The sequence below is a fragment of the Paenibacillus xylanilyticus genome, assembly GCF_047246825.1.
GTDB classification, from domain to species: domain Bacteria; phylum Bacillota; class Bacilli; order Paenibacillales; family Paenibacillaceae; genus Paenibacillus; species Paenibacillus xylanilyticus_B.
Genome location: NZ_JBFOLB010000001.1, coordinates 2,374,240 through 2,398,020, shown reverse-complemented (window position 1 = coordinate 2,398,020; position 23,781 = coordinate 2,374,240). Strand labels below are relative to the sequence as shown.

The following is a 23,781-nucleotide window of genomic DNA, read 5'->3' as shown; positions in this document are numbered from 1 at the left end:
ATCAGACCCGTGATACTCCATCTTCGATCGTAAGGTTCTTGGCATAATTCAGTCCCAAGTGATGCGCTTGGTTGAGCAGCGTTTCATAATGCTCAGGCTTGGCATCCAACGTCTCATATATAAATTTAACTCTGGAATTAGACACGCCGCAGTAATCTGCAATACCCACATTAAGCAGATTCGTGATCGATTCATCATAGTTGCGCTTCTGCATCTGTTCTTCGGTAACTCCGGCAAGTGCGATCCACAATATCTGCTGATGGTGCAGTTTGTTCGTACCGTAAGCAAAACCGTTGTTCATGACACGATCCACGTACCCTTTCAACATGGCTGGCAGATGCCACCACCAGAGAGGAAACACAAAAGCCACAGCATCATGCTTTTTCAATCGCTCCATCTCCGTTTCAATCTCAGGGGAGAACACCTGATGTTCTTGGGTATAGTCTGGTTCATCCATGCCTCGAAGAACAGGGTCGAAGCTGACCTCGTGCAAATCCAATATCTCATAACCGTGACCAGCCTCGGTAAGACCCTGCACAAAACGATCGGCAACCTGAAAGGTCAGGGATTTTTTTCTCGGATGCGACACAACCACTAACACGTTCATAATGCATTTCACTACCTTTCTACAGCGCTGTTTGGTAGCCATGGCTTCATGGCTGATGCTATTATAAACAGGTATGAAATATTTTGGAAGAACGCACTTTGAAGTTCTATAGGAAGAATGAAGTACCATAGGAACATGAAAGTACCCTATATTGATGCCTCAAAATGGCTTAAATAAAGGAATGATAAAAAGTAAGAGGGGTATGTATTATCTCAGACATAGCCTGATCATGGAGGGATACAAAATGTCGGAACATGGAACGAACGCTCCCAAAAAATATAAAGTAGGTGTGGAGGCGGCCTTGGAGGTTATGGGCGGAAAATGGAAGCCTTTGATTATCTATCACTTGATGACTGGACGGAAACGCACGTCTGAGCTTAGAAAATTAATACCTGAAATTACGCAGAAGATGCTGACGACTCAGCTAAGAGGTTTGGAAAAAGACGAGATTGTGCAAAGGAAGGTGTATTCGGAGGTTCCCCCTAGAGTGGAGTATGAACTGACGGCCTACGGCTGGGGATTAAAGCCTGCCCTAGACCATTTGTGTTACTGGGGGGAAGAGCATCTGGAAAAGGTGTACGGAGACAAATCTAAGGTGTTGGAGGATTTTTCAGAAGGTAGCAAATAAGAGCTTGTGTGTTTCAAGAACAGACACGAATCAAAATCATAAAGAGGGTGAGAAGTGAATGACAAACAGATATAAAATAATCAGTATAGTTATCATACTGATTCTAATTCTAACGAATATTTTAACCTTTACGAATTACAGGGACGTTAGACAAGCAGAAACAGAAACCTATCGTTTGTTAGTTAATCGATTTTATTCATATGGGATATTACTTAGTTATGACTACACACATTTAATTAATGAAAGAATCAAGAATGAAACAATGGATGAAGAAGGGATAAGAGTCTGGCTTAATGAAGTTGTCACTAATATGAAAATAGCTGAAGAAACATCATCGATTGCGGCTACTCATTGGAATACTACCATAGGAGATCAAAATCGATATGATTCGGTAAGTGAAATTTCACATTTTTATAAGAGTATTCACACTAATTTACTTGATATTATTAACACTGAAAAAGATTACTCCGTACTAGTTAAGAGCGTGATGGAGTTAGAAGAGATATTAGAGATTATTAAAAATAATACTAGTGAGCAGAGAATAGTTGATGCTGATTATAATGAAATTAAAAAACAGTGGAGAGAGCTGATGGATTTAGTTTATGGAGAAAAATCAGATTCACGATTACTAAAATCATACTTTTCTACTTATTATTCAAACGAGTCATAGTATTTCAATGACACATGCTTTCTAAATACAGATTGAAAGGACTTCATTGCAATGAACAACTCATGGTCCATTTGTATATCAGGAGATTATGACTTGAATTTTCTTATGTTTGTGGCTAGTGCCCATGGACTGTTAACAGAAGAATTCGAAGAAGGTACGTGGCCTACTAGTCAATCTTTAAATGGTGAACGAAGCAATGAGAAATTCAAAGAGCAATGGAAAGAGCTATGGGAGCAATGCATCTATAAAAAGGGACTTCGTAAAAGGGGGGATATGAAAAGTTTGTTAATGGATCCCCCCGAATTTTCAATGATTAGAGAAAAGGACGTAAGGACTGTTCTAATTAATATGTGGCCATCATTCATTAAATGGTGGAACATGCCTGCAGGCGGCCAAATTGCGATGCACTATTGGGAAGGTGCCCCAGATCTTTTAGCTTTTGTGCAAGAATTCGAAAGTCATGTTGGAAGAAAGATTAAACCATTTAAGTTAGATATCGATTTAGTATATACAGGTTTAAGAGAACCGATTGAAGTGAATGAACAATTTATGATCATGCCAATTAAAACGGAGTATTTATTGAAGAGAGATTGGTGGATTAAGAGATTTAAAGAGCATTATTGAGTATTTCGAAGAGCAAAGGCATCCATAACGCATTAGGCATAAGCCTGTGGTCCAGCGGGTAGTATTGTTAAGCCGAGAACATGAAAGGATCTAATACCATGAGCGATCTCCATACTCTCTTACCAAGAGATAGACATGATTTTGAAAGAGTAAATGATTTAAAGAATATAGATCAACTAGACCTTATAAAACTAATACCAGAATTATTAGAGTGGCTGCAGGATATCAACTGTCCAATTGCTATAGAAATATCAAAATTACTATTAACTGTCCCTCAGGAAACAATACCGTATATAAGAAATGTTATTGCTGGTGAGGATGATATCTGGAAAGAATGGTGTTTAAGATATTTTGTAATGGAATTACCAACTGAATTATTACAGAGCTTACAAGAAGATATTGAGAGAATTGCATACAGGCCAACGAAAGGAGAAGAACTTGAAGAAGTACAAACAACTGCTCAAGAGCTATTAAAATAATTTGATTTTGCAAGCGCAGTCAGTATAACTGGTTCTACTCTTTTACTTATTGGGGTTCCTTTATTATGGACAAATTCATAAACAACTCATAAGAAAATAACTGCCAGTGTAACAAAATTTATATTAGAGGAGGGCATCAAGTTAAACAAGCACAGTGTTTATGAAACAAACAGCTTTTATTGGGATACCCAAGGAAAAGACTTATTAGAAGCTATTGTACTTCCCTTATATGGAGCATTCACCTCAGATCCGAGGTCATTGGAGGAACGCTAGAGATTATAAGGCCTAATGAAATATCTGAAATTGCCTGGATGGATTTGGACAGAGCCGATGAGCTAATGCCCTATTATAAAAATGGGGTGCGAGGTCTTATCGAAGGAAACGAGATCCCTCATTATGATCAAGGGAGAATGTAACTCGAATTAACTATTCTAGAAAATGGAGTGATCATGTGATCATAATGATTAACGGAGCGTTTGGCTCCGGAAAAACGTCGGCAGCAAAAATGCTCCAACCCTTGATCAACAACAGTATGATATACGACCCTGAAGAAATAGGTTATATGATCAGAAAACTCATTCCAGAGGATTGCAGGGATGAGAATGAGCGAACAGATGATTTTCAAGATATTGAACTATGGAGAATTTTAACCGTGAAGACGGCTCTAGAAGTTAAGCGAAAATATAATAAACACTTCATCGTTCCCATGACCATTTATAAAGAAGAGAACTTTAATCACATCTATAACGGATTCAAAGCGATTGACGAAGATGTGTATCATTTTTCTCTCTTGGCTACAAAAGAGACCATATACAAGCGGTTAGCTAAACGCGGAGATGAATTTGGAGGCTGGCAGTATCAGCAAGCGCCGAAGGTTGTTCATGCTCTGGAGGATGATAAGTTTGGAATACACATTGTTACGGACGATCTTGAGACTAACAAAATTGTAGAAATCATATTGAAGGCGATAGACCAAGATCCTAACCTTACCTAGTTAACTGATAAAAATGAAGAATGGTGGTGTGATCCCCTTTGCTTAACCTACAAAAATCGAATAATAAAACACTCAATGAACTGAATGATTATGTTTTACGGGTTAAGAATGTGTTATCTGCTACAGCATCTGCGACCTGTATTATTCATCATGATCGTATCATGAATGAATGGTATTCAGGAGTACATAACAATTCTCAAGGTAGTCGATTAGTGGATGAAGAATCGCAATTTCATGTGGCATCGATTCGAAAGACCTATTTAGGACTTGCTATTAGTCTTGCATTATATGAGGGGAAGATCAGCAGCATAGATGATTTTGTTGCCGACTACTTGAACGATGTGGATATGGAGGTATTAGGCGATACAACGATACGGCATTTGCTAACTCATACTCATGGTTTAGGTGATCTGCATCATCGATTGTTCCTTCCAGGGACGAACTGGAAATACAATAATATTGGAGTCAATTTGCTCATTAAAATCATTCGGAAATTATATCATATGCCGTTATCCAAATTACTCGAAGAACGTGTATTCTCACCTATGGGTTTTAGTCAAACAGGATGGAGAAAAGAACGGAATGAAAAGTTAGTATGGCTCAATGAACATTATAAAGATGATCAAGGCGATGAAGCCAACTTATTTGTGAGTACCAAGGAATTGGCATACTGGGGTTATTTGCATTTGAATAGGGGAGCCATTCACGGGAAGCAAATACTGCCCAGAGAAGTATTTGAACAAGCGACGACAATCATTAGTCCTCCAGATCTGGAACAACCATTACCGAGAAACGGTTTCTTTTGGTTTGTGCAAGATGAGCCGCGTGTTTTGACAGAATTAGGTGATGAGCTTCCAACCGGTTCTTTTCAATCCTTGGGTGTCACCGGTTGTGCCTGTCTTGTCATCCCTAAATATAGAACTGTAGCCGTTAGAATGTATAATCAAACCGGACCCAATCCAGTAGGATATGATTATCTAGAGGATATTAAAACATTTGGAAACCTGGTTAGTAAATACATGGAAGATCTATAACATTTGAAGGTGATATCTACCTACGTATGAAAAGTGTAAAACCAGTGATCAAAGGAGGACAGCTCACTTATGGAAAACGTATCGGAACCACTTCAATTGCAATCCATACAATCCCTCCAATCAACAATCCGGAAATCGAGAATGCCTTGACGCGATGAGGCAGAAAGGTGCAAAGAAGACCTTAATAGAGAAGAGACTCAAGGCTCTTCATATTGGCTTATCGATGCTGGAGAATGTGTGGCATCAAAAGCCTCATTCATATACCCAGGGAGATCTTACCGAAGCTCGCAATGTTCTTACTGGTTTATTCCCATCAATTGAAAATGCATTTGCTAAGTCAAAGGAAGGTGGTCCTCAAAAAACTCTTCTGAAAAGGAGAATTCAAGCATTGGAACTGGCTGTTCATGCGATTGACGATCAATTGCAAGATAACTGATTCTGACTTAAAGTCTGGCGAACGGAAAAAGTAGGTTTTATTATAAAACCCCATGGGGAGGATACCCAGTGAACAGTTATTATGGAGAACTTTGTACGAAGATATATGAAAGCGATAAATCGTTAGCAGAAGGCAAAGAGCTTGATTTTTACCTTTCGTTTGTGACAGAAAAGATTTGCATGTGCTTGAGCCCATGTGTGGAAACGGAAGGATGCTGATCCCTTTTATGCAGCATGAAATACAAATAGAGGGATTCGATATATCCGAAGATATGCTTAAAGTGTGTAGAGAAAAAGGCGAACGATTAAATCTGAAGCCTCATGTGTACTATCAAAAGATTGAAGATCTCACTAGTCCCAATAAATACGATTTGATTATGATTCCGTTTGGATCGTTCTCGCTTCTGCCCAGTGAATTGGTTAACCGAAGCCTGGCTAATCTAAAAGCTGCGCTTAAGGTTGAAGGAAGACTTTTATTAACGATTATGTTAAAAGGGAATGACGTTGAAGACATCCCCGAATGGAGAGAAACGGATCGAAAGGTTGTGAACAATGAATTAATTGTCTTGTATAAAAAAGTTCAATATCACAAAGACCAATCCATGCTCGTAACGGAGCTGAAGTATCAGTTGGTTAAAGACGACATAATTGAAAAGATAGAGGTTATGGACTTTCCTCTTCGTCTGTATGATATGAAGGAGTTTGAAGACGTTCTTAGAACTAATGGTTTTCAACATATTCATTTGCATGAAGTGAAGGATGGATATGGGAAAGGTACTTATTTTCATGTTTTCGAATGTTCCTTATCGGATCTTAGTTAGAGAGTAACTTAATTAAAGATATATGACAAATTTCATGAAAGGAGTTGGATCTGAACTGTAATTAGAGACTTTATCTAATATCCATGGTGAGTCGATACTATGTTCTTAACATGATAAGGAGGTATTACATTGTCAGTTCCTAATTTGCTCGTTCGTGTAGCCGTGAAAGAGGATGTGCCGTCTTTGATAGAGTTGAATCACCAGTTTAATGGGGTTCAGCGAAGCAAAGAAGAGGTGGAAACGGATTTATTGAATACAAGAGAAACGATTGTAGTAGCTGTAATGGAAGAGCGAGTCGTCGGATTCGCATGCGGACAGATCTATAAATCGTTCTGCTATGCAGAGCATCAGGCTGAGATTACTGAAATGTACATACAAGAATCTGCACGAAGAAATGGTTTGGCTACAATGATGATCGAACAACTGGAAAGAATATTTAAAAATTCTGGAGTGAAACACATAAAAATTTTGACCGGAATAAGGAATACAAATGCTATTAAGACATATGAAAAAGCAGGCTATAGTAAGGAAGAAGAGCTAGTGTTTGATAAGAACTTGTTATGTTGAAAACCCTTTCATTGTTGAACGTTCAAGAGATGAGGTGGGTAAAAAACTTAGATCCATTTGGAGGGGAGGAATTAGCGATGGAAACGTTTGGTAGAAGTTGCCTTTGGCTTATTATTGGTTTTAAATATCCAGAAATCAAACGTATGAAGATTAGATCGTTGATAAAAATGTGTTTGGAACGGCAAAAAGAAGAGTTGGGCAGTAGCTTTAGTAGAATATAAGAAATCTTCATTAATAGCTGGCAGTGGTGAAATTTTCGGACAAAAAAAACCAAGCTAAAGCGAATATCATATGCTCTAGTTTGGTTTATTTGGTTTTTACTACGATGATACCATTAGAAATGGTCTACATTTTAATTTAGGTTTTAGTTGCAAAAGGATGTTCAGCTGTAGCACTTAATTACGGGTTTATCTGAATTAGATTTAGTTTGCGATAGATAGCAATGATCTCAAGCATTTCCGAATTCCTTTCGGTTCTTTGCATATTCGGCAGTTGCCGTAAACAATACATCTGAAGAGGAGTTCAGAGCCGTTTCGGCAGAGTCCTGCAGCACCCCGATGATAAAGCCAATTCCAACGACTTGGATCGCAACTTCATTCGGAATACCGAACAAGCTGCATGCGAGCGGAATGAGCAAAAGTGAGCCGCCGGCAACGCCGGAGGCGCCTGCTGCGGAAACAGCAGATAATAGAGTGAGGACAATCGCCGTACCAAAATCCACTTCAATTCCAAGGGTATGAACGGCAGCCAAAGTCAAAACTGAAATGGTCACTGCAGCGCCACCCATATTAATCGTTGCGCCTAAAGGAATGGATACAGAGTAGGTATCAGGATTCAGCTTCATCTTTTCACACATCTTCATGTTAATCGGAATATTTGCAGCGGAACTGCGTGTGAAGAATGCAGTGACCCCACTTTCTCTCAGGCAGCTGAAGACGAGTGGATATGGATTGCGGCGAATGGCCAGGTATACAATCACCGGGTTTACCACTAGGGCAATAAACAACATGCATCCAATAAGAACAAGAAGTAACTTTCCGTAATCAAGCAGTGATTGAAGTCCATTAGCTGTAATGGATTCATATACCAATCCCATAATGCCAATCGGTGCGAGGTTAATGACCCATTTGACGATCATGGACACTGCATCCGAGAGATTGGATATGGTGGTTTTGGTACTGTCCTTGGCACTTTTCAAAGCAACTCCTAGAAGAATCCCCCAGGCAAGAATCCCGATATAGTTGGCATTCATCAGGGCACTGATCGGATTATCGACCACATTAAGAAGCAACGTTTGAAGAACTTCTGCAATCCCGCCAGGCGGAGTCAGATCTTCGGTACCTTCTATAAGTGACAACTTAACTGGAAAGAGAAAGCTTGCCACAACAGCAGTCAGACCTGCCAAAAAGGTACTTACAGCATAGAGAAGAATAACTGATTTCATGTTCGTTGGACTGCCCTTTTTATGCTGTGAGATAGCCGCAATAACGAGGAGGAACACTAATATGGGTGCAACTGCCTTTAGCGCAGATACAAACACGGAACCAAAAATGCTGAGTCCGGCAGCACGGGGAAAGACCAAAGCAAGAAGTACCCCTACTATAATTCCTACTAGAATTCGTTTAACCAAACTTAACCGGTTCCATTTGTGTAGCAATGTAAGCATGATTTCCCTCCAGGATTTAAAAATGGAAAAACTTGTTCGCTTCACAGTGGTGAAGTATTTCGTAATAAAAATTAGTTTACCATGAAAATCTCCCATTGCAATATAAAATATTGGGTATTACCATACGACTGAATAAGATCATGGAAAATAGGCTTCAGAGAAGAAGGGATTTTGAAAGAACACTATTATTGGAAAAATCGATTTGTTGATACGGCCATTTATGCTTTAATTAAGAAGGATTATATTGTGCGTTAAATAATGGGTTAAATCAACGAAGGTTTTAATTAGCTAACATGTATAGCGGAAGATATATATTTATGAGGTGAAGATATGGCTTGGAATATTGGATTACTTTGTATTAAAACAGAATTAAATAAAGTGGATGATATTCTAGATGTCTTTTACAAATCGGAAGAGGGGTTACATTTTGAAGACGTTACTTCCTTTTTAATGGAAGACGCTCTTGGGGTTGGGGAACAGCAGCCCTGGATAATAATTGTAGATACACAAGGTCGATTTATCAATGACGTGAGTTTTCCGCTGCAGTTATCAAAACAGTATAAAGTTAAAACGTTTTGGATATCGGAGAAGCTCATATATAGAGATTATTATTTCGATTTCTTGAAAAAAGGCGGATTAAAAAGCGAAGTTGTTGGTATAGATGAAGGACTAAAATATCTAAATTCTAAGGGTATTCAGGCAATAGATGAATGGGGAGAAACCATAATATTTCAAATCATAGAGAATGAGATCTTCAATAGAAAGATTACGAAGTATGGTACGAGTCTTAACGAAATAGAATACCTTAAGTATGAATTATGAAATAGTGCAGGGTGGTACGGTGAGAGCTGGATGATCAGCAACCCATAAGGAATTTACTCAGAAAGGAGTAAGCCATGACTAAACAAAATTTGGACATTCAAGCGGTCTTTATGGATAGAGATGGGACGATTGGGGGTACAGGTCACTTTATCCATCCCAGGGATTTCAAGTTATACCCGAATGCTCAGGAAGCTATAACTCTTTTAAAGAAAAATGGAATCAAGGTGTTTGCAGTTACGAATCAGTATAGAATTTCACGTGGAGAGGCTACTGTTCAAGATTTCGAAGAACAATTTAGTGAATATGGATTCGACCAATCCTATATATGCCCCCATGAACAAGAATGCGGTTGTAGAAAACCGAAACCTGGCATGTTGTTAGAAGCGGCAGAGCAGCACCATTTAGACTTATCGAGGTGTATCGTTATTGGTGACGTGGGGGATACCGACATGCTGGCTGCAAACGCAGTAGGAGCGAAAAAGATCATGGTAAGAACAGGTTGGGGAGAATCCTCATTAACAACATACAGAAATAAGTGGATAGAGACGGAACCTGACTACATAGCAGAAGATATTTTAGATGCAGTACACTGGATCATTAATGGAAGCAATCTTTAAGGCTTTATAAAGTTAGGACATCATATAACAATATATTCACTATTCTGGGTAGATCGTGGAGGAGCAGAATGATAAGGACGGTTTCGCTTTGTGTTATCCGAAGAGGAGACGAAATATTGCTTGAAGAAACGTTTGATAAGAATACGAGTACAACCTATTATCGTCCAGTTGGCGGTACAGTTGAAATTGGTGAAAATAGCAGACAAACGGTAATCCGTGAGGTGAAAGAAGAAATCAATGCAGAAATTAGTGAACCTAAATTACTTGGTGTAATTGAGAATATATTTAAGGTTCAAGATCAAATCGGGCATGAAATAGACTTCATATATGAAGCAACACTTATGGAGACAAGTCTGTATAAGCAGGAAGAAATCAAGGGCACGGAAGGAGATAAAACGTACTACGCTGTATGGAAATCTCTAAATGATATAAAAGACAATGAGAATATAAAACTGGTACCTGATGGATTGGCAGAACTTATAGAAGCAGAAGTTTGTAAGTCAACAATGATATCGCATGTAACGACAAGATTGCCCTAGGAACTTCAACGGAGGTAAGTCTGCAATGAAGGAACATATTTAAACCAAACTGAAGAATTTGCAATAGGAGAGGGTACTCATGAAATATCTTACAAAGGAATGGTATGAACTATGCCAACAGATCAGCCTGCACTTTGGTATGAGAGTACATAGCGGAGCTCATCAACTGGATGAAGCTCTTTATTTGCGACTGTATAAAAGAAAAGAAAAAGAGCATGTGAAGTTTCAACGAGATGTTTATAATGTCGACCCACGTTACATGCTGGAGCAGGATGGTGCGGTTCTTGTGCGTGCGGAGAAATTTATTAGCGGGGATGAGGTATTGGAAGAGGATACGATGGTTTATCATATGCCGCCTGAAGAAAGAGAGCATATAGAGAAATTAATTGCAGATTATGATGCGAGGCCGCCTTTTGACGAGTTGAGCAGCAGGCAAGAATTTAAAAGTAACCTGGAATGGAATTGCGAAAACAAGATTGCACGATTACCGAAAGAGATCTATGACCAAATTGCGGATATACGTGTATTTGGCCTAGGTTATTGCACTAGAGAGGTTATGCGCCAGTTGAAAAAACAGAGCAAAATAAATGAAGTACAAATGCAGCTTATCTCAAAGGAATATAGGGAGGCGCAGCTATCTGAACCTATTCCCGAACATATTCGCAATCAGGTCCATTTCCATGATTGCACTGTGACGGAGTTGGTCTCGGATACGGACTTGGTCATTCGATTTGATACACGTGGAGGCTTCACGAATTTGAATAAAATCACGTTTGTTGCACCCGAGATCATCAAGCAAGAGGAGCACATTGTCGGTAGTTACTGGCTTTATCAAGAACTTTATTGTATCGAGAATGGATATGAAGTACATATGCTTTTTGATTGTGCAGAGATGTCAGAACTGATTATTCAGTGCCAGGATATTGTTGTAGAAGAAGAGGGACCGGCAGAACGAAGTGTGATCGTTGCAAGCAGCAGTAATTTTTATTAACTCTATTGAAAGGGAGGTACTACTAAATGGGGATGTCTGATTACTATAAAAACCTCAGGGAAAAGATCGGAAACGAGCTCATATTTATGCCAGGTGTGGCTGCAATTATTCGAAATGAACATGGAGAGATCCTGTTCGGGCGTAAACACAATGAATCAACTTGGGGGTTAATTGCAGGAGCAATTGAGATTGGAGAAACACCAGCTCAAGCGATGGTCAGAGAAGCATTCGAGGAGACGGGGCTTGTAATTGTACCGGATAAGATTATTGGAGTCTACGGCGGTGAAGATCAACGTTTTACATATCATAATGGTCATCAGGTTGAATACTTAACCATTGTATTTGAATGCAGGATCCAATCGGGGCAACTAACATCAAATAATAATGAAGAGATGAAGGACCTTCAATTTTTCCAAGAGGGTGATCTTCCAACCATTGAAAACAAGTATCCGAATTATATTTTTAGTTCCAACCAAGAAGAACGTGCACATTTTATCAAATAATCCAATGTACATATATGGGAAGAAACTTGGAAGCTTCGAGATGGAATGGACGACCAGTACTTTTGGTTATTTGTCCATTCCGGTGTTTGTTATGGGTATTGTGTTTTATTTCTTTCCCGATATCCTCTATAAATTGTTTGTTGTGATGAGATATAGAGGAATAAAACCGAATAGTGAATTTGAAGAAAACTTGCCGAACACAGAAATCCCTAAGTCTATAGAAGTGATATTGAAAGTATTAGGGTGCACCATGGTGATACTAGGGATCACATGGTTCTGGTTTTCAGAAGAATTTTATCGATATTGGTTTGAAGAATACTAATCTGTTTGCATCAATAAAGTATAAGGAGAAACTACATTATAGATGTGGGGATGTGAATAGGTGGTATTAGTGTCTTCGCTATTGTTTTCCGTCCTGATTCTGATTGTCATTCTATTTCAGATTGCACTCGCTGCAGGTATGCCGTGGGGAGAGGCTGCCATGGGAGGCAAGTTTCCCGGGAAATATCCCACATCCATGCGTTATGCCTGTTTGCTCCAGATCACCATCCTCGTATTCATTGGTTTAGTTGTCCTGAGTAAATCGGGGCTGCTCCTACCTGGTTGGTCTGCGTTTACAGATACAGCGATTTGGATTATCGTTGCGTATTTGGTGCTTGGGACAATATTAAATCTTATTACGAGAAGTGTATGGGAACGAAGAATATGGGCACCTGTAACGATACTGCTGCTCATCACAAGTATAATTATTGCTTTGTCATAAATAACGATTCTATTCATTGATTTAAAGGGGTGATTCCATTGGTAAAACAATAAAATGAGAAAAATCCATGGTTTAAATCTATAATGACATGCGATTTTTCTCTTACTATCCAAATTATAAATAGGGGAGAATTGACATGTTAAATAAATTAAGTGAATCGATCTATTACTTATCTAACCAAAATGATAAAGATAGACCGACATTAGGGTTAGTATGCGGGGATCAGCACAGTCTTGTGATTGATGGCGGGAATTCGGTTCAACATGCTAAAGACTTTTTGCAGGAAATAAGCCGTTTAAATGTACCACCCGTTAAATACTTGGCCATTACACATGCTCATTGGGATCATTTTTTAGGAATGAATGAATTTAATGCGACGATCATTGTTAATAGACTAACCAATCAATTGATCAATGTTTGGAGAAACTATTCGTATGATGATTATTCACTCAATGAGTATGTTAAGTCAAACAAGATGAGTTCACAATGTATGGAGATCATACAAAATGAAATACCGATGAGAGACTCGTTTAAATTAAATGCTCCTGATATCATTTTTGAAGATTCTCTCCAAATTGATTTGGGGAATAAAGTTTGTATTCTTGAGAGGATTCGAAGTACTCATACGGATGACTCAACCATTGTGTATATTCCAGATGAAAAGACCATTTTCCTGGGAGATAGTGCGTATGGAACAACTACAAATTCACTATTTCATTTCAAGCAAGCTCTCTTGCTGCCAATGATACAGGATATCCAAAAGTATGATGCGGATCATTTCTTACTTGGGCATGAATCCATTTGCGATTTGGATGAGATGGATGTGTTTTGGAGAGAACTTACCTCCTGTTGTAGAGCTGTGACATCCACATCATTAGATAGCGCAATTGAAACCTTTGAAAAAGATCATCAGCGGACTCCCAATGAAAATGAGATGTTCTTTTTAAAAGCGTTTGTTAACGATCAACGATTGCAGTCAAAGCAAAGATAGACAGTTTAACGTGCATATGTAATATATCCATGCTGCATGGCGTGTGCTTCTTGAAGTAACTTTAAAACAAGAGCCCTGGCATTTATGCCTAAGGGCTCTTTTAATAATTGCCGGTCGTCAATTATACTAATGGGAGTTTAACCCATACATAGAAACGATCAACGGAGAGGAGAGGCTCAACTATGCCTATCTACTACTACATCGGAGCAGTTTTATTGGTTATTGCAGTATATTTGATTCGGCGAAAAATCAGAATTTTTCGTCCAGCAGGGAGCCGAAGGGGGAACACAAAAGTTACGTATCGACGCAAAAAGTTACCTTTGAATCTTGGACTGCGTGATGAAATTTCCTATGAGCAAACCATTCAGCAATTGGAGAAGAGCTTTAATAAACATTATTCAAATAAACTTAAGCTCCGGATCGAGCAGGAACATCCTCACATCCAAAAGCTGGAGTATCGATGGAAACTGCTGGAGTTAAAGAGATATTTCGTTATGGCTTCTTTGCTTAAGCAGGTACCCATGTTCAGTGAGGAGGTAGACGAGTTTTGGCATGAAATGCTGATGTTTACGAAATCCTACACTGACTTTTGTGCAGAATTTATGGGCTCCACGGTGCATCATGAGCCGGCAGTTACCCGCCGTGAGAATCCAGGAGCACGGGCGTGGTTTGACTGGGTGTACTGTCAATTATTCGAATTCACTCCCTATAGTTCCGCGATCTGGGGTGATTTCTTCAGTTATCCGTTATCCGGTGATATGAAGAAGCTGATTACACAAGGGGATCAATCTGAACTGGTGAATCAACTCTTTCATACCAGACGCATGCAGGAGAATCCTGAAGCTGCGCAGGTTATTACTTATTTAATTGAAAAACTACAAAGATCGGCAAGTCTAAACGAAAATGAGCTATCCCTCGAATCTTCGGGTACGGTCGATGTGGCTCTCATTATGGCGAGTGCCATGGTGTACCACTCCATGCATCATGAAGCGACATACGGGGTGCACATGGGTCGTCTGGAGCAGGAAATTCTTCCACAGGAAAAAACAGCCTCTGGGGCTTCGTCAAGCAGCAGTTGTTCGAGCAGTTCCAGCTGTTATGCGGATATTTGTACAGACAGCAGTGGTTCTTCGGGAGATTCCGGATCATCCTCAGGATCTTCCGATTCTTCTTGCAGCTCATCCAGCTGTTCGTCCTGTGGCGGTGGTGGAGATTAATGAAGGAGGATAAAGTATGACTGAGAGATTTCATTTGGAACGTATCGGCGCAGAAGACCCCTCAGATGAGAACCGGATGTCCGGATATGGTCTGCTTAATTTGTTCCAATGCGAGGTTGAGTATCGGTTTAACACGGAAGACATGAGTTTGGAAGAAGCAGAGCTATATATCCGGGATGTGCTGAATCGCTTGCCGGATGAAACGATTAACGACATATGCAAGCTAGCATATGAATGGAAAACTGAGAAAATGTCGAGTGATACAGTAGAATATCCTACTGGTTTGGCTGAAGCTGAGGGCAGGGACATTTTGGAGTTCATGTCAGTTGGCGAAGTTGAACTTTTTCGTAATCCTTATGATCAGAACGATGATATTTTTGGAGCGATTCTGGGCGGTGGTACCGAATGGGACGCTGAAAATGGCATGGAAATCATGGTACATGGTAATAAAGTTCTTGAAGTGCGTGAGTATTTGGGGTACGGCGCATTTGCAATCTGGACTGAATCGGATGAAAACGAGTAAGGTTAGTTAAGGGGTGAGACAGCATGGCGAACACGATATCCATGCCTCATGATGTAGAGTCTTGTATTGAATCCATAGGCATGTCTAATGGGTTAACGTCCGTTTTTATAGAGGTGCTATCCATCAGTGGCTCGATGCTGGCCAAGACGAACCGGGAGAGAGAAATGACGATCTGGTTGGCGCAGGAGGATCAGTCTATCGTAGGGATCGGGACGGTTGGTTTCGACATCGATGAGATGCCTTGGACCGTAGACACCTTTGATGAAGAGAAAGATTTTATGCTGCGCATGATTGCAAATGCAATCGCTGAAGCAGGGTGGGAGAAGTTAAGTTATGAACCACGCAAAGAGTCGGTTTTATACTGTTTGGAGCAATTTCGGATAATGATTCAAGCCTTCGTGAAACAACACGTTAATCTGAGCAACTACCTGGAGTGGTCCGAGATTGAAGAGGATGATGATCGACCGACGATCCCGCCAGGATATCCGAAATGCGCAAAACATGAAGTGTACCTGTCATGCCATGGCTGCATTTTATGTAACAATGGAAGTTAGAGACCTTCTTAAATGTAGGCTCAAGCCAAGAGATTCAAAAACAAGCTGCATGATTAACATCAGTTGTATTAAATCCTCTTGTTCCAGCTTGGTTATGTCATTATGAACCGAAATGAAGTAGATATTTAGTTATCTTACCAGTCTTTAAGATTTCAAAATAGGAAAGTTACATAATCATTGGGAGGAATTGTATTGAAAGTATTATCGACCATTGGGATCGTGTTGTTCACATTAACGTTTTTTATGATACTCGGTTTAGGGCCAGAAGATCCAGATAACGCGGCATTCTTGGCGTTATTAACCATGTTGTACGCAATACCTTTTTCAATTGTTGTTTTGGTTAGAGCTAATAAGTTAACGAAGCCGCCTGTTAATTATCATGAACAACTTTTGCAATTAGGTGAGTTGAAGGAAAAAAATATCATTACTGACTTTGAATTTGATCAAAAGAAACAGAAACTGCTCTCTAAGTACAAGTAATCCAGGAGTTTCGGAAAGTTAAAGATTTAACCAACCTGATAAAAGATAGTTAATTTACAAAAATGAAAAACAGGACTATTCCACTACTGGGAATCAGTCCTGTTTTCATATACAGCTAACGTTTTCTTGATCTCAATGATGATGGTGCGCATGTGCGTCTGGTGCATCGCCTTTTACAGTACATAATACGGAGCTGTCGTGCAGATGCTTTTCTGACTCCACCTGCAAGGTGACATGCTTGATATCTTTATGCTCCAGCATATGTTCGATCTTATGGACGAGCGTTTCGGCTTCATAAATACTCAATGTTCCATCAACCACGATATGAGCGGTCAGTGCATTCAGGTTGCTTGTAATGGACCACACATGCACATCGTGAACGCCATGGACACCGTCTACCTTTTTAATGGTTTGCACGAGGTCGTTGACATCCACATTCGCCGGGGTGCCTTCCATCAAAATATGCAGGGAGGATTTCGTTATGAAGAAACCGCTTCGCAACACAAGCACAGCCACAATTACGCTCGCGAGTGGATCCGCCCAGCCCCAGCCGAAGAACATCATCAGCAGTGCAGCGATAATCGCACCGATGGATCCCAGCATATCACTGATGACGTGGAGGTAGGCACCTCGCATATTGAGGTTATTCTCCGTGTCACTGCCGCGCATCATGATCCAGGCGACCAGAATGTTCACGAGCAATCCAATGATGCTGATGATCAGCATGCCTAACGTTGCAACTTCCGGCGGATGGATGAAGCGACCGATCGCTTCGTAAAAGATGTACAGGGAGATGGCGATCAAGGTGATTCCGTTTAAGGTAGCAGCCAAAATCTCAAACCGTCTGTACCCGTACGTTTTGCCTGTATTGACCGCTTTCTCACCAAAGGTAAACGCCAGTAACGCAATCCCCAGAGCAACGGCATCGGACAGCATATGGCCTGCATCGGAGATAAGAGCCAGACTGTTGGTAATGAAACCGCCAACGGCTTCAACGATCATATAAACTGTAATAATGATGAAGGAAAACAAGAGTACTTTCTTATTATTGGGATGAGCATGATGGTGTCCATGGTCGTGATTGTGGTGATGTCCGGACATACGAGATCCTCTCCTTTGGAGCATTGCTCCGTTATGTAAGTATGATTTCTATTGTGAATTAGGATTGAAGTACATATCCCATTTTAAAGAATGAATATATGAGCGCTTGTTCATATGTTATGGTTTTATTATAGATGCGCCTAATAATAGTGTCAACCAGATTTGAGAAGATATAAACATGACTGCGGCGTCCGCGGATGGGTTCTCTTTTTGGAAAAACGGGAAACTGGTACACAAATAAGTCGTCTTTTTTAAAAATGGAGTTAGCCTATTTTCGGTAAAATCAGAAGGTACGTGTTTCCCAACATGGGAAGGTGGCCTTCTTTCTTCGTTATCATCTATAATGAGTGAAAGGATGAGTTGGAAGATTTTACTTTTTCCTAGAGAGGTCGGATAGAGGATGAAAAGTTTGAGTAGAGAACAATTTCCGGCGCTAAGTACGTCAATTCATTGGGGAATTATTGAGGCGGAATTCAGGTTGAACGATATCGTGAATGAAGCGCTGGTGAGCAACGTTAGCATTATCCCGTTCGTCCGGAATCAATGTGTTGTTTTTCAACTGGACAATGGAAAATGGGAGCTGCCGGGTGGAACCTTGGAACCTGGAGAACGCTATCCGGATGCGTTAAAACGAGAGGTGATGGAGGAACTGGGCGCAGAACTGCAGTCGTATCAGATATTCGGTCAATTTTATTGCACATCAGGTGCTTTGGAACCGTATAGACCACATATTCCGCATCCTCATTTTGTGAGACTGATTGGATATGGAGAGGTTGAACTTGCCGGCAAACCGCTGAATCCGGTGGACGGAGAGCAGGTTGTTGCGGTAGAGACTGTAGAGATCGATGAAGCCGTTCGGAGATTCCAGGAACAAAATAGAAATGATATTGCGGAGATGTACAAATTGGCTTATGTATTGCGGGAAGAAGGTAGACGGTAAGGAACAGGATGATGGTCCAGGTCCAAGATACCTAATTTAATTCCAAACGGAGGTCAACGTGATTCGAGAACAAATCAATCAAATGTTGGACGTTTTGCCTGAAAGTGAACTGAATGTGGCGTACTCGCGGATCGAGCTTGTATACCGTAGATATATGTTTGAGCAAAATCTGGAGAATAAGCGCGTCCAGGTGACAGAGTTGTGCGAGGAATCCGAGGGCATTGCCCAGCAGTGGGATAATGTATTTGCAAGCAACGTTGATGACGAGGCAAAAGAAGCTATCTACTACAGCGAATATAAATGGCATATGTTTAGTTATAAGAAACAAGAGTGTTTAATGGGCGATACAGCACGAGAGGCTTTTGATGCCGAACTCAAAAATGACTTATATGTCATGTATCAACATACGCCGTTCATCCAGGCATATGAGAATGCGAATGCAGTCGTTGCAGCGGACTTTGATTCGGAACAAGATATCTATATCTTCGACCGAGAGTTTACCTGGACCTACGTACATACTCACGAAGACATGTGTGGCCCATATTTTTATAAAGTAAGAAAACCTGAATAACAGTTAACCAACTGAATTCAATTCAAACGAATCAATGTGCAAAAGGAGACATCCCAGTGCGTAAGCAGCTCGTTAAAGTAACTAAACTCTTCATGGTCGTGGTTCTGCTCATTGCAATACTCTCTCTAATATTTCCGACATGGACTCCTGGTATTAAAGGTGAGAATAGCATCAGCACATTAGGACAAGTCGAGATCAACGGTGCCGATCATGAGGTGATGATTCGGGGAAGGGATCGGGGGAATCCCATCCTGATCTTTGTACACGGTGGTCCGGGCTGCTCCGAAATTCCTTATGTTAGGAAGTATCAAGAGGAGCTGGAAGAGCATTTTACCATTGTACATTATGACCAACGCGGGAGTGGAAAGTCTTATCACTTTTTCGAGGATTATTCGGGGTTGACGACGGATGTGCTCGTAGATGATCTATTGGCTTTAACCGATTATGTGACTGCAGAGCTTGGACAAGAGAAGGTCAGTTTGGTTGCTCATTCATTTGGTACATACATAGGGACTAAGGCTGCCGCCAAGGCACCGGACAAATTCAATGCTTACATCGGTATTGGGCAAGTAGCAGATAACACACAGAGCGAGTTGGACAGTCTGGATTATACGATTGCACAAGCGAAGCAGGCTGGTCATTCAGAGGACGCGGCAAGTCTGGAGCGTTTACGAGGTTCGATTGAGCGAGGGGAGGAGCATACGCCAAGGAATATGGTTCGCAAATACGGCGGTGCAGCCAGGCAGATCGATGAAAACACGGATTATATACTCGGTTTTCTGTTTGGTCCCGAATACAATGCACTTGATGTCATTCGCTATTTCATGGGGATTCAGGCTACACAGGAAATTCTTTTGAATGAAGAATCCGGCCAACACTTACCCGATATAGTAGAAGGGCTGGAGATCCCGACTTACTTTGTTATGGGGAAATACGATTATATGACATCGGTAAATGCTGCGCGGAACTATTTCGCTGTACTGGAGGCGCCAATCAAAGATTTTGTGGTATTTGAACATTCGGCCCATTATCCGCAGTTTGAGGAGAAGGAGCAGTTCGCTGCATGGTTGATGGAGATGTATGGGTCTATCTCAGGGTAACGAGCCAGACTATATTACGACATGCAAAGAATACCTGGCGTCACTAACCACCTATTTAGTAGAGAATAAATTATTGACTTACGAGGAGCAAGAACTATTAAGGGGACGAATATGATGAAGTCGATTCAGGAAAAACATTCTAAAGTTTATGTGAGAACAAATTCGTACGACCTGTGGTGGGGAGTATATGGACTGAGTCATCTTACAGGCTGGGAGGATATTCGGATCTACAGTGATGCAAACGGCGAGAATAGGATAGGATTTGTATGTATATGTACCAAGAATTATCTTGAACACGGACTAGAGGATATGGAAAGTGATCCGGAGGAGCTTGATTTTGTGAACAGTATCAGAACGTATCTAGCAGATGACCAAATTCACTTTCATTACTACTACGATAATCCATCGGATGAAGACTTTTATGAGTTACCATACACCGATCTTCCTACAAATGAATTAGGAGTAAAACCAAGAGGTTTGGAGATGTGGCATCCGAATCGAGGAATTGATATCGGCGTTATAGAAGAATGTGTAACCTTATTTTGTCGCAAGTTTCTAGATATGGAAGTCGGCGAGATACACTTCAAGGAACCCATTGACCTCAATGAAGCGGTTCAATCATACACAAAACATATGGAGACTTTTAATGGAAAGATCGCCTTTTCAGATGATTTGGTTAAGAACATGATGGGGCAATTATCCAAAAGCGAAGAAGAAGTAATGAACATACTAAATCGTAGTGTGGGAAAATAATTTGCAGCATATTTACGATATGCTTTTCCTAATAAGCAACCATGGCGGGGGATTATGAAGAGAACAAATGAACATATTATCGCTGGAGTACCCTGTTTAAAGATAGATTCATACTTACCGCATCGAGGTACAATCCTGCTATACCATGGTTGGGGTTCCCATGTCCGAGACTACCAGTTCTTTGGATCGATGATCTCCGATTGGGGATACAGAGTGATTATCCCTGAGCTGCCTCATCACGGTGAACGTGGCAATCTAGTGTATTATGATAAAGGTATTTTACAACAATACTTTTGGCCAGTCGTGATACAAGCAGTTGAAGAGGCAGGCAGCATTGTCGCAGAAATCCTGAATGCAGACAGTCCTATAGGCATTATTGGGAATTCCGCAGGTGGATTTATTGCAGGTGGAGTTTCCGCGAGTAATTTAGATGTAAAATCTACAGTGATAATGAATGCTTCTTGTGCCTGGTTAAGGTCTGAGGAGATTTTCCGTGAAAATGATGGGAGAAGTCCGATGAGTGCACTTGAGGTCGGAAACATCATGAAGTATGATCCATTATTTAATATTAACTTTTCTGATGACCAAGCATTACTCTTGCTGCATGGAAGAGAAGACACAACCATTTCTATTGAAAGTCAGCGATACTTTATGGAGCGCATGTCTGGAAAAGGTAATCAAAAATCACTTAAATTCGTCGAGTATGAGGGCGTAAATCATCAAATAACGTTGGGTATGCTGCAAGAGGCAAAAGAGTGGTTAGAGAAACATGTATAATCCCAGAGGTTGAGAACTGGATGAATATCTAATTCAGAAAGGATTGCCCACATGGTAAACGATAAAGGAACACTGAGAACATGTGAACATGGACATTCGTATTACAAAAAAAGTGACTGCCCAACTTGTCCAACTTGCGAATCTGAACGGAAACCAAAAGAAGGATTTTTGACCTTGTTGTCTGCTCCTGCCAGACGTGCCTTGGAGAATGAAGGGATCACAACGTTGGCTAAACTCTCGGAGTATACGGAGAAAGAGATCCTGAAGCTGCACGGCATAGGGCCATCAGCAATGCCAAAGCTTAGACAAGCACTTGAGGAAGAGGGATTGTCGTTTACGAGATAATACTCTCCCTCTCCACTAAATTACCACTAATCCAGACCCGAAACTAACTCCTCGATGGTCACCTCAAACAATAAATTCCCTTCACTCAGGAGCGACGGTGATGGCGGGAGTTCTTGCCGTGCCTGCTTGAATGGCTTATCGAACTCATTGACCAACTCAATCTTCTTCCCCTTCGTCAGTCGTCCTGGCTTCTTTCTTGAGAACAAACGTCCCTTTCTGCCCCAACAGCATATGAAGTCTGTTTGTTAAATTCTATATCCCATTGTTTACTCCCGTAGTATAATAAGGAAGATGTGCAAATTTTTACGGCTGAGGAAGGTGAGATATGTAGCTGTATGGAAAAGCTGCCTATACATAGAACGTACGAGAAGTAATGGAGAGAAGCACCCGTAGATTTTGTGAAATACGAGGAATGATTCATCTCAGAATGACAAAACCCTATAAGGAAGTGTTACTTGTGGAACCACCTATTGAAGAGCAGAAGAGGGACTATCGACCGTTAGGCGTTTCTGGACTAGGAGGATGGCTGATTCTCATCCAGATTGGTCTTTTTCTTACGATTATTCTGCTCGTAGTGCAATTGATCCAACAAATCCTGCCCATGTTTACGACAGAAACATGGGAATTGCTGACTTCGAAACAATCTGATTATTATCATCCGTTATGGGGACCAGTCCTCATTTTTGAAATGGTGTATAACGTGTTATTCCTATTGTTTAGTTTGTATACGGTTTTTGCGTTTTATAATAAAAAAGCGATTTTGCCACGTCTTATGATCATGTTTTACAGTGTCAGTTTGGTCGTTGGCATCATTGATTATCTGTTGTTACTTCAGATTCCGATGGCGAGAGATCTTGAAGATGGAAGCTCGATGAGAGAAATTGCGAAGTCAGTTCTCACTTGTGCGATCTGGATTCCATACTTTATCAAGTCAGTACGAGTTCATAATACTTTTGTAAAATAAATTGTGATAACCATACGCCCCGATCTTGGAATAAAAACCATCTGAGGTCGGGGTTTGTTTTATGAATTCAATAAGGAGGAATGATCTTGAAAATTTTTCTGGTAAGGCATGGTATGGACGAGGAAGGATATCGAGGCGGATGGAGCCAGCGAGGACTCACGGAACAAGGAATTATTCAATCAGGAAAACTGGGCAATTATCTGCATCAGCATGCTGAGGAATATGCTATCGATACGATTCTAAGCAGTGATCTTCCTCGTGCAGCACAGACTACAAGGGAGATTGCGAGGAAGTTAAATATTCCGGGCAGCTTTGTGAAAGATTGGCGAGAGATGAATAACGGGGTTCTGGCAGGCATGCTCCACGAGGAGGCTGAAATGAATTACCCAGGAGTTTATTTCAACTCTCTTGAGATGGATTCCCCTTTTCCAGGAGGAGAAAGCCCAAGAAACTTTTATAACAGAATCTGTACATCTTTCGAAATGCTATGCAGAGATATTGAGGAGCAAAAGATAAAGTCCAACGTTCTGTTGGTTACACACGGCGGAGTGATTAACATCCTCTATTATCTGCTCGATAAGCGGGAATGGAGCAATACATCGAGCTTTCATCCTATCGATCATACCAGTGTTCATACGATTGAGAAGGGATTGGAAGGTTGGAGATTTAGCAGCATGAATGTAGTGAGTCATTTGGATTGATTCT

The 23,781-nt window shown here is 40.7% G+C and carries 32 protein-coding genes and 2 pseudogenes; 30 read left to right on the top strand and 4 right to left on the bottom strand.

What is annotated here, in order from left to right; translation table 11 throughout:
• Window position 1: 1 nt before the first annotated feature.
• Window positions 2–607 carry an NAD(P)H oxidoreductase gene (locus AB3N00_RS10620; protein WP_413034496.1) on the bottom strand — a complete coding sequence of 202 codons (606 nt, stop codon included), beginning with the start codon at window positions 605–607 and terminating at the stop codon, window positions 2–4.
• A 244-nt stretch (window positions 608–851) separates the two neighbouring features.
• Between AB3N00_RS10620 and AB3N00_RS10615 the strand changes: the two genes are divergently transcribed.
• From AB3N00_RS10615 to AB3N00_RS10570, 10 genes and pseudogenes are all read left to right on the top strand, one after another.
• Window positions 852–1,235: a winged helix-turn-helix transcriptional regulator gene (locus tag AB3N00_RS10615; protein WP_413034495.1), complete on the top strand. Its 384-nt coding sequence runs from the start codon at window positions 852–854 to the stop codon at window positions 1,233–1,235.
• A gap of 58 nt (window positions 1,236–1,293) precedes the next feature.
• Window positions 1,294–1,905 (top strand): hypothetical protein, encoded by a 612-nt coding sequence (locus AB3N00_RS10610; RefSeq protein ID WP_413034494.1) that lies wholly within the window; start codon window positions 1,294–1,296, stop codon window positions 1,903–1,905.
• A gap of 93 nt (window positions 1,906–1,998) precedes the next feature.
• Complete coding sequence (locus AB3N00_RS10605; protein WP_413034493.1) at window positions 1,999–2,529, top strand: hypothetical protein; 531 nt, start codon at window positions 1,999–2,001, stop codon at window positions 2,527–2,529.
• 98 nt (window positions 2,530–2,627) lie between these two features.
• Window positions 2,628–3,008, top strand: a complete 381-nt coding sequence (locus tag AB3N00_RS10600) for a DUF5071 domain-containing protein (RefSeq protein ID WP_413034492.1) — start codon at window positions 2,628–2,630, stop codon at window positions 3,006–3,008.
• 460 nt (window positions 3,009–3,468) lie between these two features.
• Window positions 3,469–4,002, top strand: a complete 534-nt coding sequence (locus AB3N00_RS10595) for an AAA family ATPase (RefSeq protein WP_413034491.1) — start codon at window positions 3,469–3,471, stop codon at window positions 4,000–4,002.
• A gap of 38 nt (window positions 4,003–4,040) precedes the next feature.
• The gene (locus AB3N00_RS10590) at window positions 4,041–5,036 is read left to right on the top strand and encodes a serine hydrolase domain-containing protein (RefSeq protein ID WP_413034490.1); all 996 of its coding nucleotides are present in this window, start codon (window positions 4,041–4,043) and stop codon (window positions 5,034–5,036) included.
• A gap of 69 nt (window positions 5,037–5,105) precedes the next feature.
• A pseudogene (locus AB3N00_RS10585) lies at window positions 5,106–5,472 on the top strand (hypothetical protein).
• A gap of 68 nt (window positions 5,473–5,540) precedes the next feature.
• Window positions 5,541–6,292 (top strand): annotated as a pseudogene (locus AB3N00_RS10580) (methyltransferase domain-containing protein).
• A 129-nt stretch (window positions 6,293–6,421) separates the two neighbouring features.
• Window positions 6,422–6,859, top strand: coding sequence for an N-acetyltransferase family protein (locus AB3N00_RS10575; protein WP_413034489.1), 438 nt, complete (start codon window positions 6,422–6,424; stop codon window positions 6,857–6,859).
• Window positions 6,853–7,080 (top strand): hypothetical protein, encoded by a 228-nt coding sequence (locus tag AB3N00_RS10570; protein ID WP_413034488.1) that lies wholly within the window; start codon window positions 6,853–6,855, stop codon window positions 7,078–7,080. The genes AB3N00_RS10575 and AB3N00_RS10570 overlap by 7 nt, the downstream gene beginning before the upstream one ends.
• Before the next feature lie 227 nt (window positions 7,081–7,307).
• On the opposite strand, the gene sstT is transcribed toward AB3N00_RS10570, so the two are convergent.
• Window positions 7,308–8,525, bottom strand: coding sequence for a serine/threonine transporter SstT (gene sstT / locus AB3N00_RS10565; protein WP_413034487.1), 1,218 nt, complete (start codon window positions 8,523–8,525; stop codon window positions 7,308–7,310).
• Between the two features lie 330 nt (window positions 8,526–8,855).
• On the opposite strand from sstT, the gene AB3N00_RS10560 reads away from it, so the two are divergent.
• From AB3N00_RS10560 to AB3N00_RS10505, 12 genes are all read left to right on the top strand, one after another.
• A complete protein-coding gene (locus tag AB3N00_RS10560) occupies window positions 8,856–9,347 on the top strand; it encodes a hypothetical protein (RefSeq protein ID WP_413034486.1) in 492 nt (163 codons plus the stop codon).
• 74 nt (window positions 9,348–9,421) lie between these two features.
• Entirely contained in the window at window positions 9,422–9,964 is a 543-nt protein-coding gene (locus AB3N00_RS10555) for an HAD-IIIA family hydrolase (protein WP_413034485.1), read from the top strand.
• Window positions 9,965–10,032: 68 nt separating this feature from the next.
• Window positions 10,033–10,503, top strand: coding sequence for an NUDIX hydrolase (locus AB3N00_RS10550; protein ID WP_413034484.1), 471 nt, complete (start codon window positions 10,033–10,035; stop codon window positions 10,501–10,503).
• Window positions 10,504–10,582: 79 nt separating this feature from the next.
• Complete coding sequence (locus AB3N00_RS10545; protein WP_413034483.1) at window positions 10,583–11,494, top strand: DUF4085 family protein; 912 nt, start codon at window positions 10,583–10,585, stop codon at window positions 11,492–11,494.
• Window positions 11,495–11,520: 26 nt separating this feature from the next.
• A complete protein-coding gene (locus AB3N00_RS10540) occupies window positions 11,521–11,997 on the top strand; it encodes an NUDIX domain-containing protein (protein WP_413034482.1) in 477 nt (158 codons plus the stop codon).
• 40 nt (window positions 11,998–12,037) lie between these two features.
• Entirely contained in the window at window positions 12,038–12,319 is a 282-nt protein-coding gene (locus AB3N00_RS10535) for a hypothetical protein (protein WP_413034481.1), read from the top strand.
• A gap of 69 nt (window positions 12,320–12,388) precedes the next feature.
• Entirely contained in the window at window positions 12,389–12,760 is a 372-nt protein-coding gene (locus tag AB3N00_RS10530) for a hypothetical protein (RefSeq protein ID WP_413034480.1), read from the top strand.
• Window positions 12,761–12,896: 136 nt separating this feature from the next.
• Window positions 12,897–13,751, top strand: coding sequence for an MBL fold metallo-hydrolase (locus tag AB3N00_RS10525; protein ID WP_413034479.1), 855 nt, complete (start codon window positions 12,897–12,899; stop codon window positions 13,749–13,751).
• A gap of 182 nt (window positions 13,752–13,933) precedes the next feature.
• Window positions 13,934–14,968 carry a hypothetical protein gene (locus tag AB3N00_RS10520; RefSeq protein WP_413034478.1) on the top strand — a complete coding sequence of 345 codons (1,035 nt, stop codon included), beginning with the start codon at window positions 13,934–13,936 and terminating at the stop codon, window positions 14,966–14,968.
• 16 nt (window positions 14,969–14,984) lie between these two features.
• Entirely contained in the window at window positions 14,985–15,491 is a 507-nt protein-coding gene (locus AB3N00_RS10515) for a DUF6985 domain-containing protein (RefSeq protein WP_413034477.1), read from the top strand.
• Between the two features lie 23 nt (window positions 15,492–15,514).
• A complete protein-coding gene (locus AB3N00_RS10510) occupies window positions 15,515–16,045 on the top strand; it encodes a hypothetical protein (RefSeq protein ID WP_413034476.1) in 531 nt (176 codons plus the stop codon).
• A gap of 192 nt (window positions 16,046–16,237) precedes the next feature.
• Window positions 16,238–16,525 (top strand): SHOCT domain-containing protein, encoded by a 288-nt coding sequence (locus AB3N00_RS10505; RefSeq protein WP_413034475.1) that lies wholly within the window; start codon window positions 16,238–16,240, stop codon window positions 16,523–16,525.
• A 132-nt stretch (window positions 16,526–16,657) separates the two neighbouring features.
• On the opposite strand, the gene AB3N00_RS10500 is transcribed toward AB3N00_RS10505, so the two are convergent.
• Window positions 16,658–17,626, bottom strand: coding sequence for a cation diffusion facilitator family transporter (locus tag AB3N00_RS10500; protein ID WP_413034474.1), 969 nt, complete (start codon window positions 17,624–17,626; stop codon window positions 16,658–16,660).
• A gap of 400 nt (window positions 17,627–18,026) precedes the next feature.
• Here AB3N00_RS10500 and AB3N00_RS10495 point away from each other — a divergent pair, with 400 nt between their 5' ends.
• The 6 genes from AB3N00_RS10495 (at window position 18,027) to AB3N00_RS10470 (ending at window position 22,112) form a co-directional block, all read left to right on the top strand.
• Window positions 18,027–18,566 (top strand): NUDIX hydrolase, encoded by a 540-nt coding sequence (locus AB3N00_RS10495; protein ID WP_413034473.1) that lies wholly within the window; start codon window positions 18,027–18,029, stop codon window positions 18,564–18,566.
• A gap of 58 nt (window positions 18,567–18,624) precedes the next feature.
• A complete protein-coding gene (locus AB3N00_RS10490; protein ID WP_413034472.1) occupies window positions 18,625–19,137 on the top strand; it encodes a DUF4275 family protein in 513 nt (170 codons plus the stop codon).
• A gap of 92 nt (window positions 19,138–19,229) precedes the next feature.
• Window positions 19,230–20,237 carry an alpha/beta fold hydrolase gene (locus tag AB3N00_RS10485; RefSeq protein WP_413035243.1) on the top strand — a complete coding sequence of 336 codons (1,008 nt, stop codon included), beginning with the start codon at window positions 19,230–19,232 and terminating at the stop codon, window positions 20,235–20,237.
• Between the two features lie 114 nt (window positions 20,238–20,351).
• A complete protein-coding gene (locus AB3N00_RS10480; protein WP_413034471.1) occupies window positions 20,352–20,990 on the top strand; it encodes a hypothetical protein in 639 nt (212 codons plus the stop codon).
• Between the two features lie 54 nt (window positions 20,991–21,044).
• Window positions 21,045–21,767 (top strand): alpha/beta fold hydrolase, encoded by a 723-nt coding sequence (locus tag AB3N00_RS10475; protein WP_413034470.1) that lies wholly within the window; start codon window positions 21,045–21,047, stop codon window positions 21,765–21,767.
• 51 nt (window positions 21,768–21,818) lie between these two features.
• Entirely contained in the window at window positions 21,819–22,112 is a 294-nt protein-coding gene (locus AB3N00_RS10470) for an RNA polymerase alpha subunit C-terminal domain-containing protein (protein ID WP_413034469.1), read from the top strand.
• A 26-nt stretch (window positions 22,113–22,138) separates the two neighbouring features.
• Here AB3N00_RS10470 and AB3N00_RS10465 read toward each other — a convergent pair whose 3' ends face one another.
• Complete coding sequence (locus AB3N00_RS10465) at window positions 22,139–22,318, bottom strand: hypothetical protein (protein ID WP_413034468.1); 180 nt, start codon at window positions 22,316–22,318, stop codon at window positions 22,139–22,141.
• A 251-nt stretch (window positions 22,319–22,569) separates the two neighbouring features.
• On the opposite strand from AB3N00_RS10465, the gene AB3N00_RS10460 reads away from it, so the two are divergent.
• Window positions 22,570–23,076: a DUF2569 domain-containing protein gene (locus AB3N00_RS10460; protein WP_413034467.1), complete on the top strand. Its 507-nt coding sequence runs from the start codon at window positions 22,570–22,572 to the stop codon at window positions 23,074–23,076.
• An 86-nt stretch (window positions 23,077–23,162) separates the two neighbouring features.
• Window positions 23,163–23,777: a histidine phosphatase family protein gene (locus tag AB3N00_RS10455; protein WP_413034466.1), complete on the top strand. Its 615-nt coding sequence runs from the start codon at window positions 23,163–23,165 to the stop codon at window positions 23,775–23,777.
• Window positions 23,778–23,781: the final 4 nt, after the last annotated feature.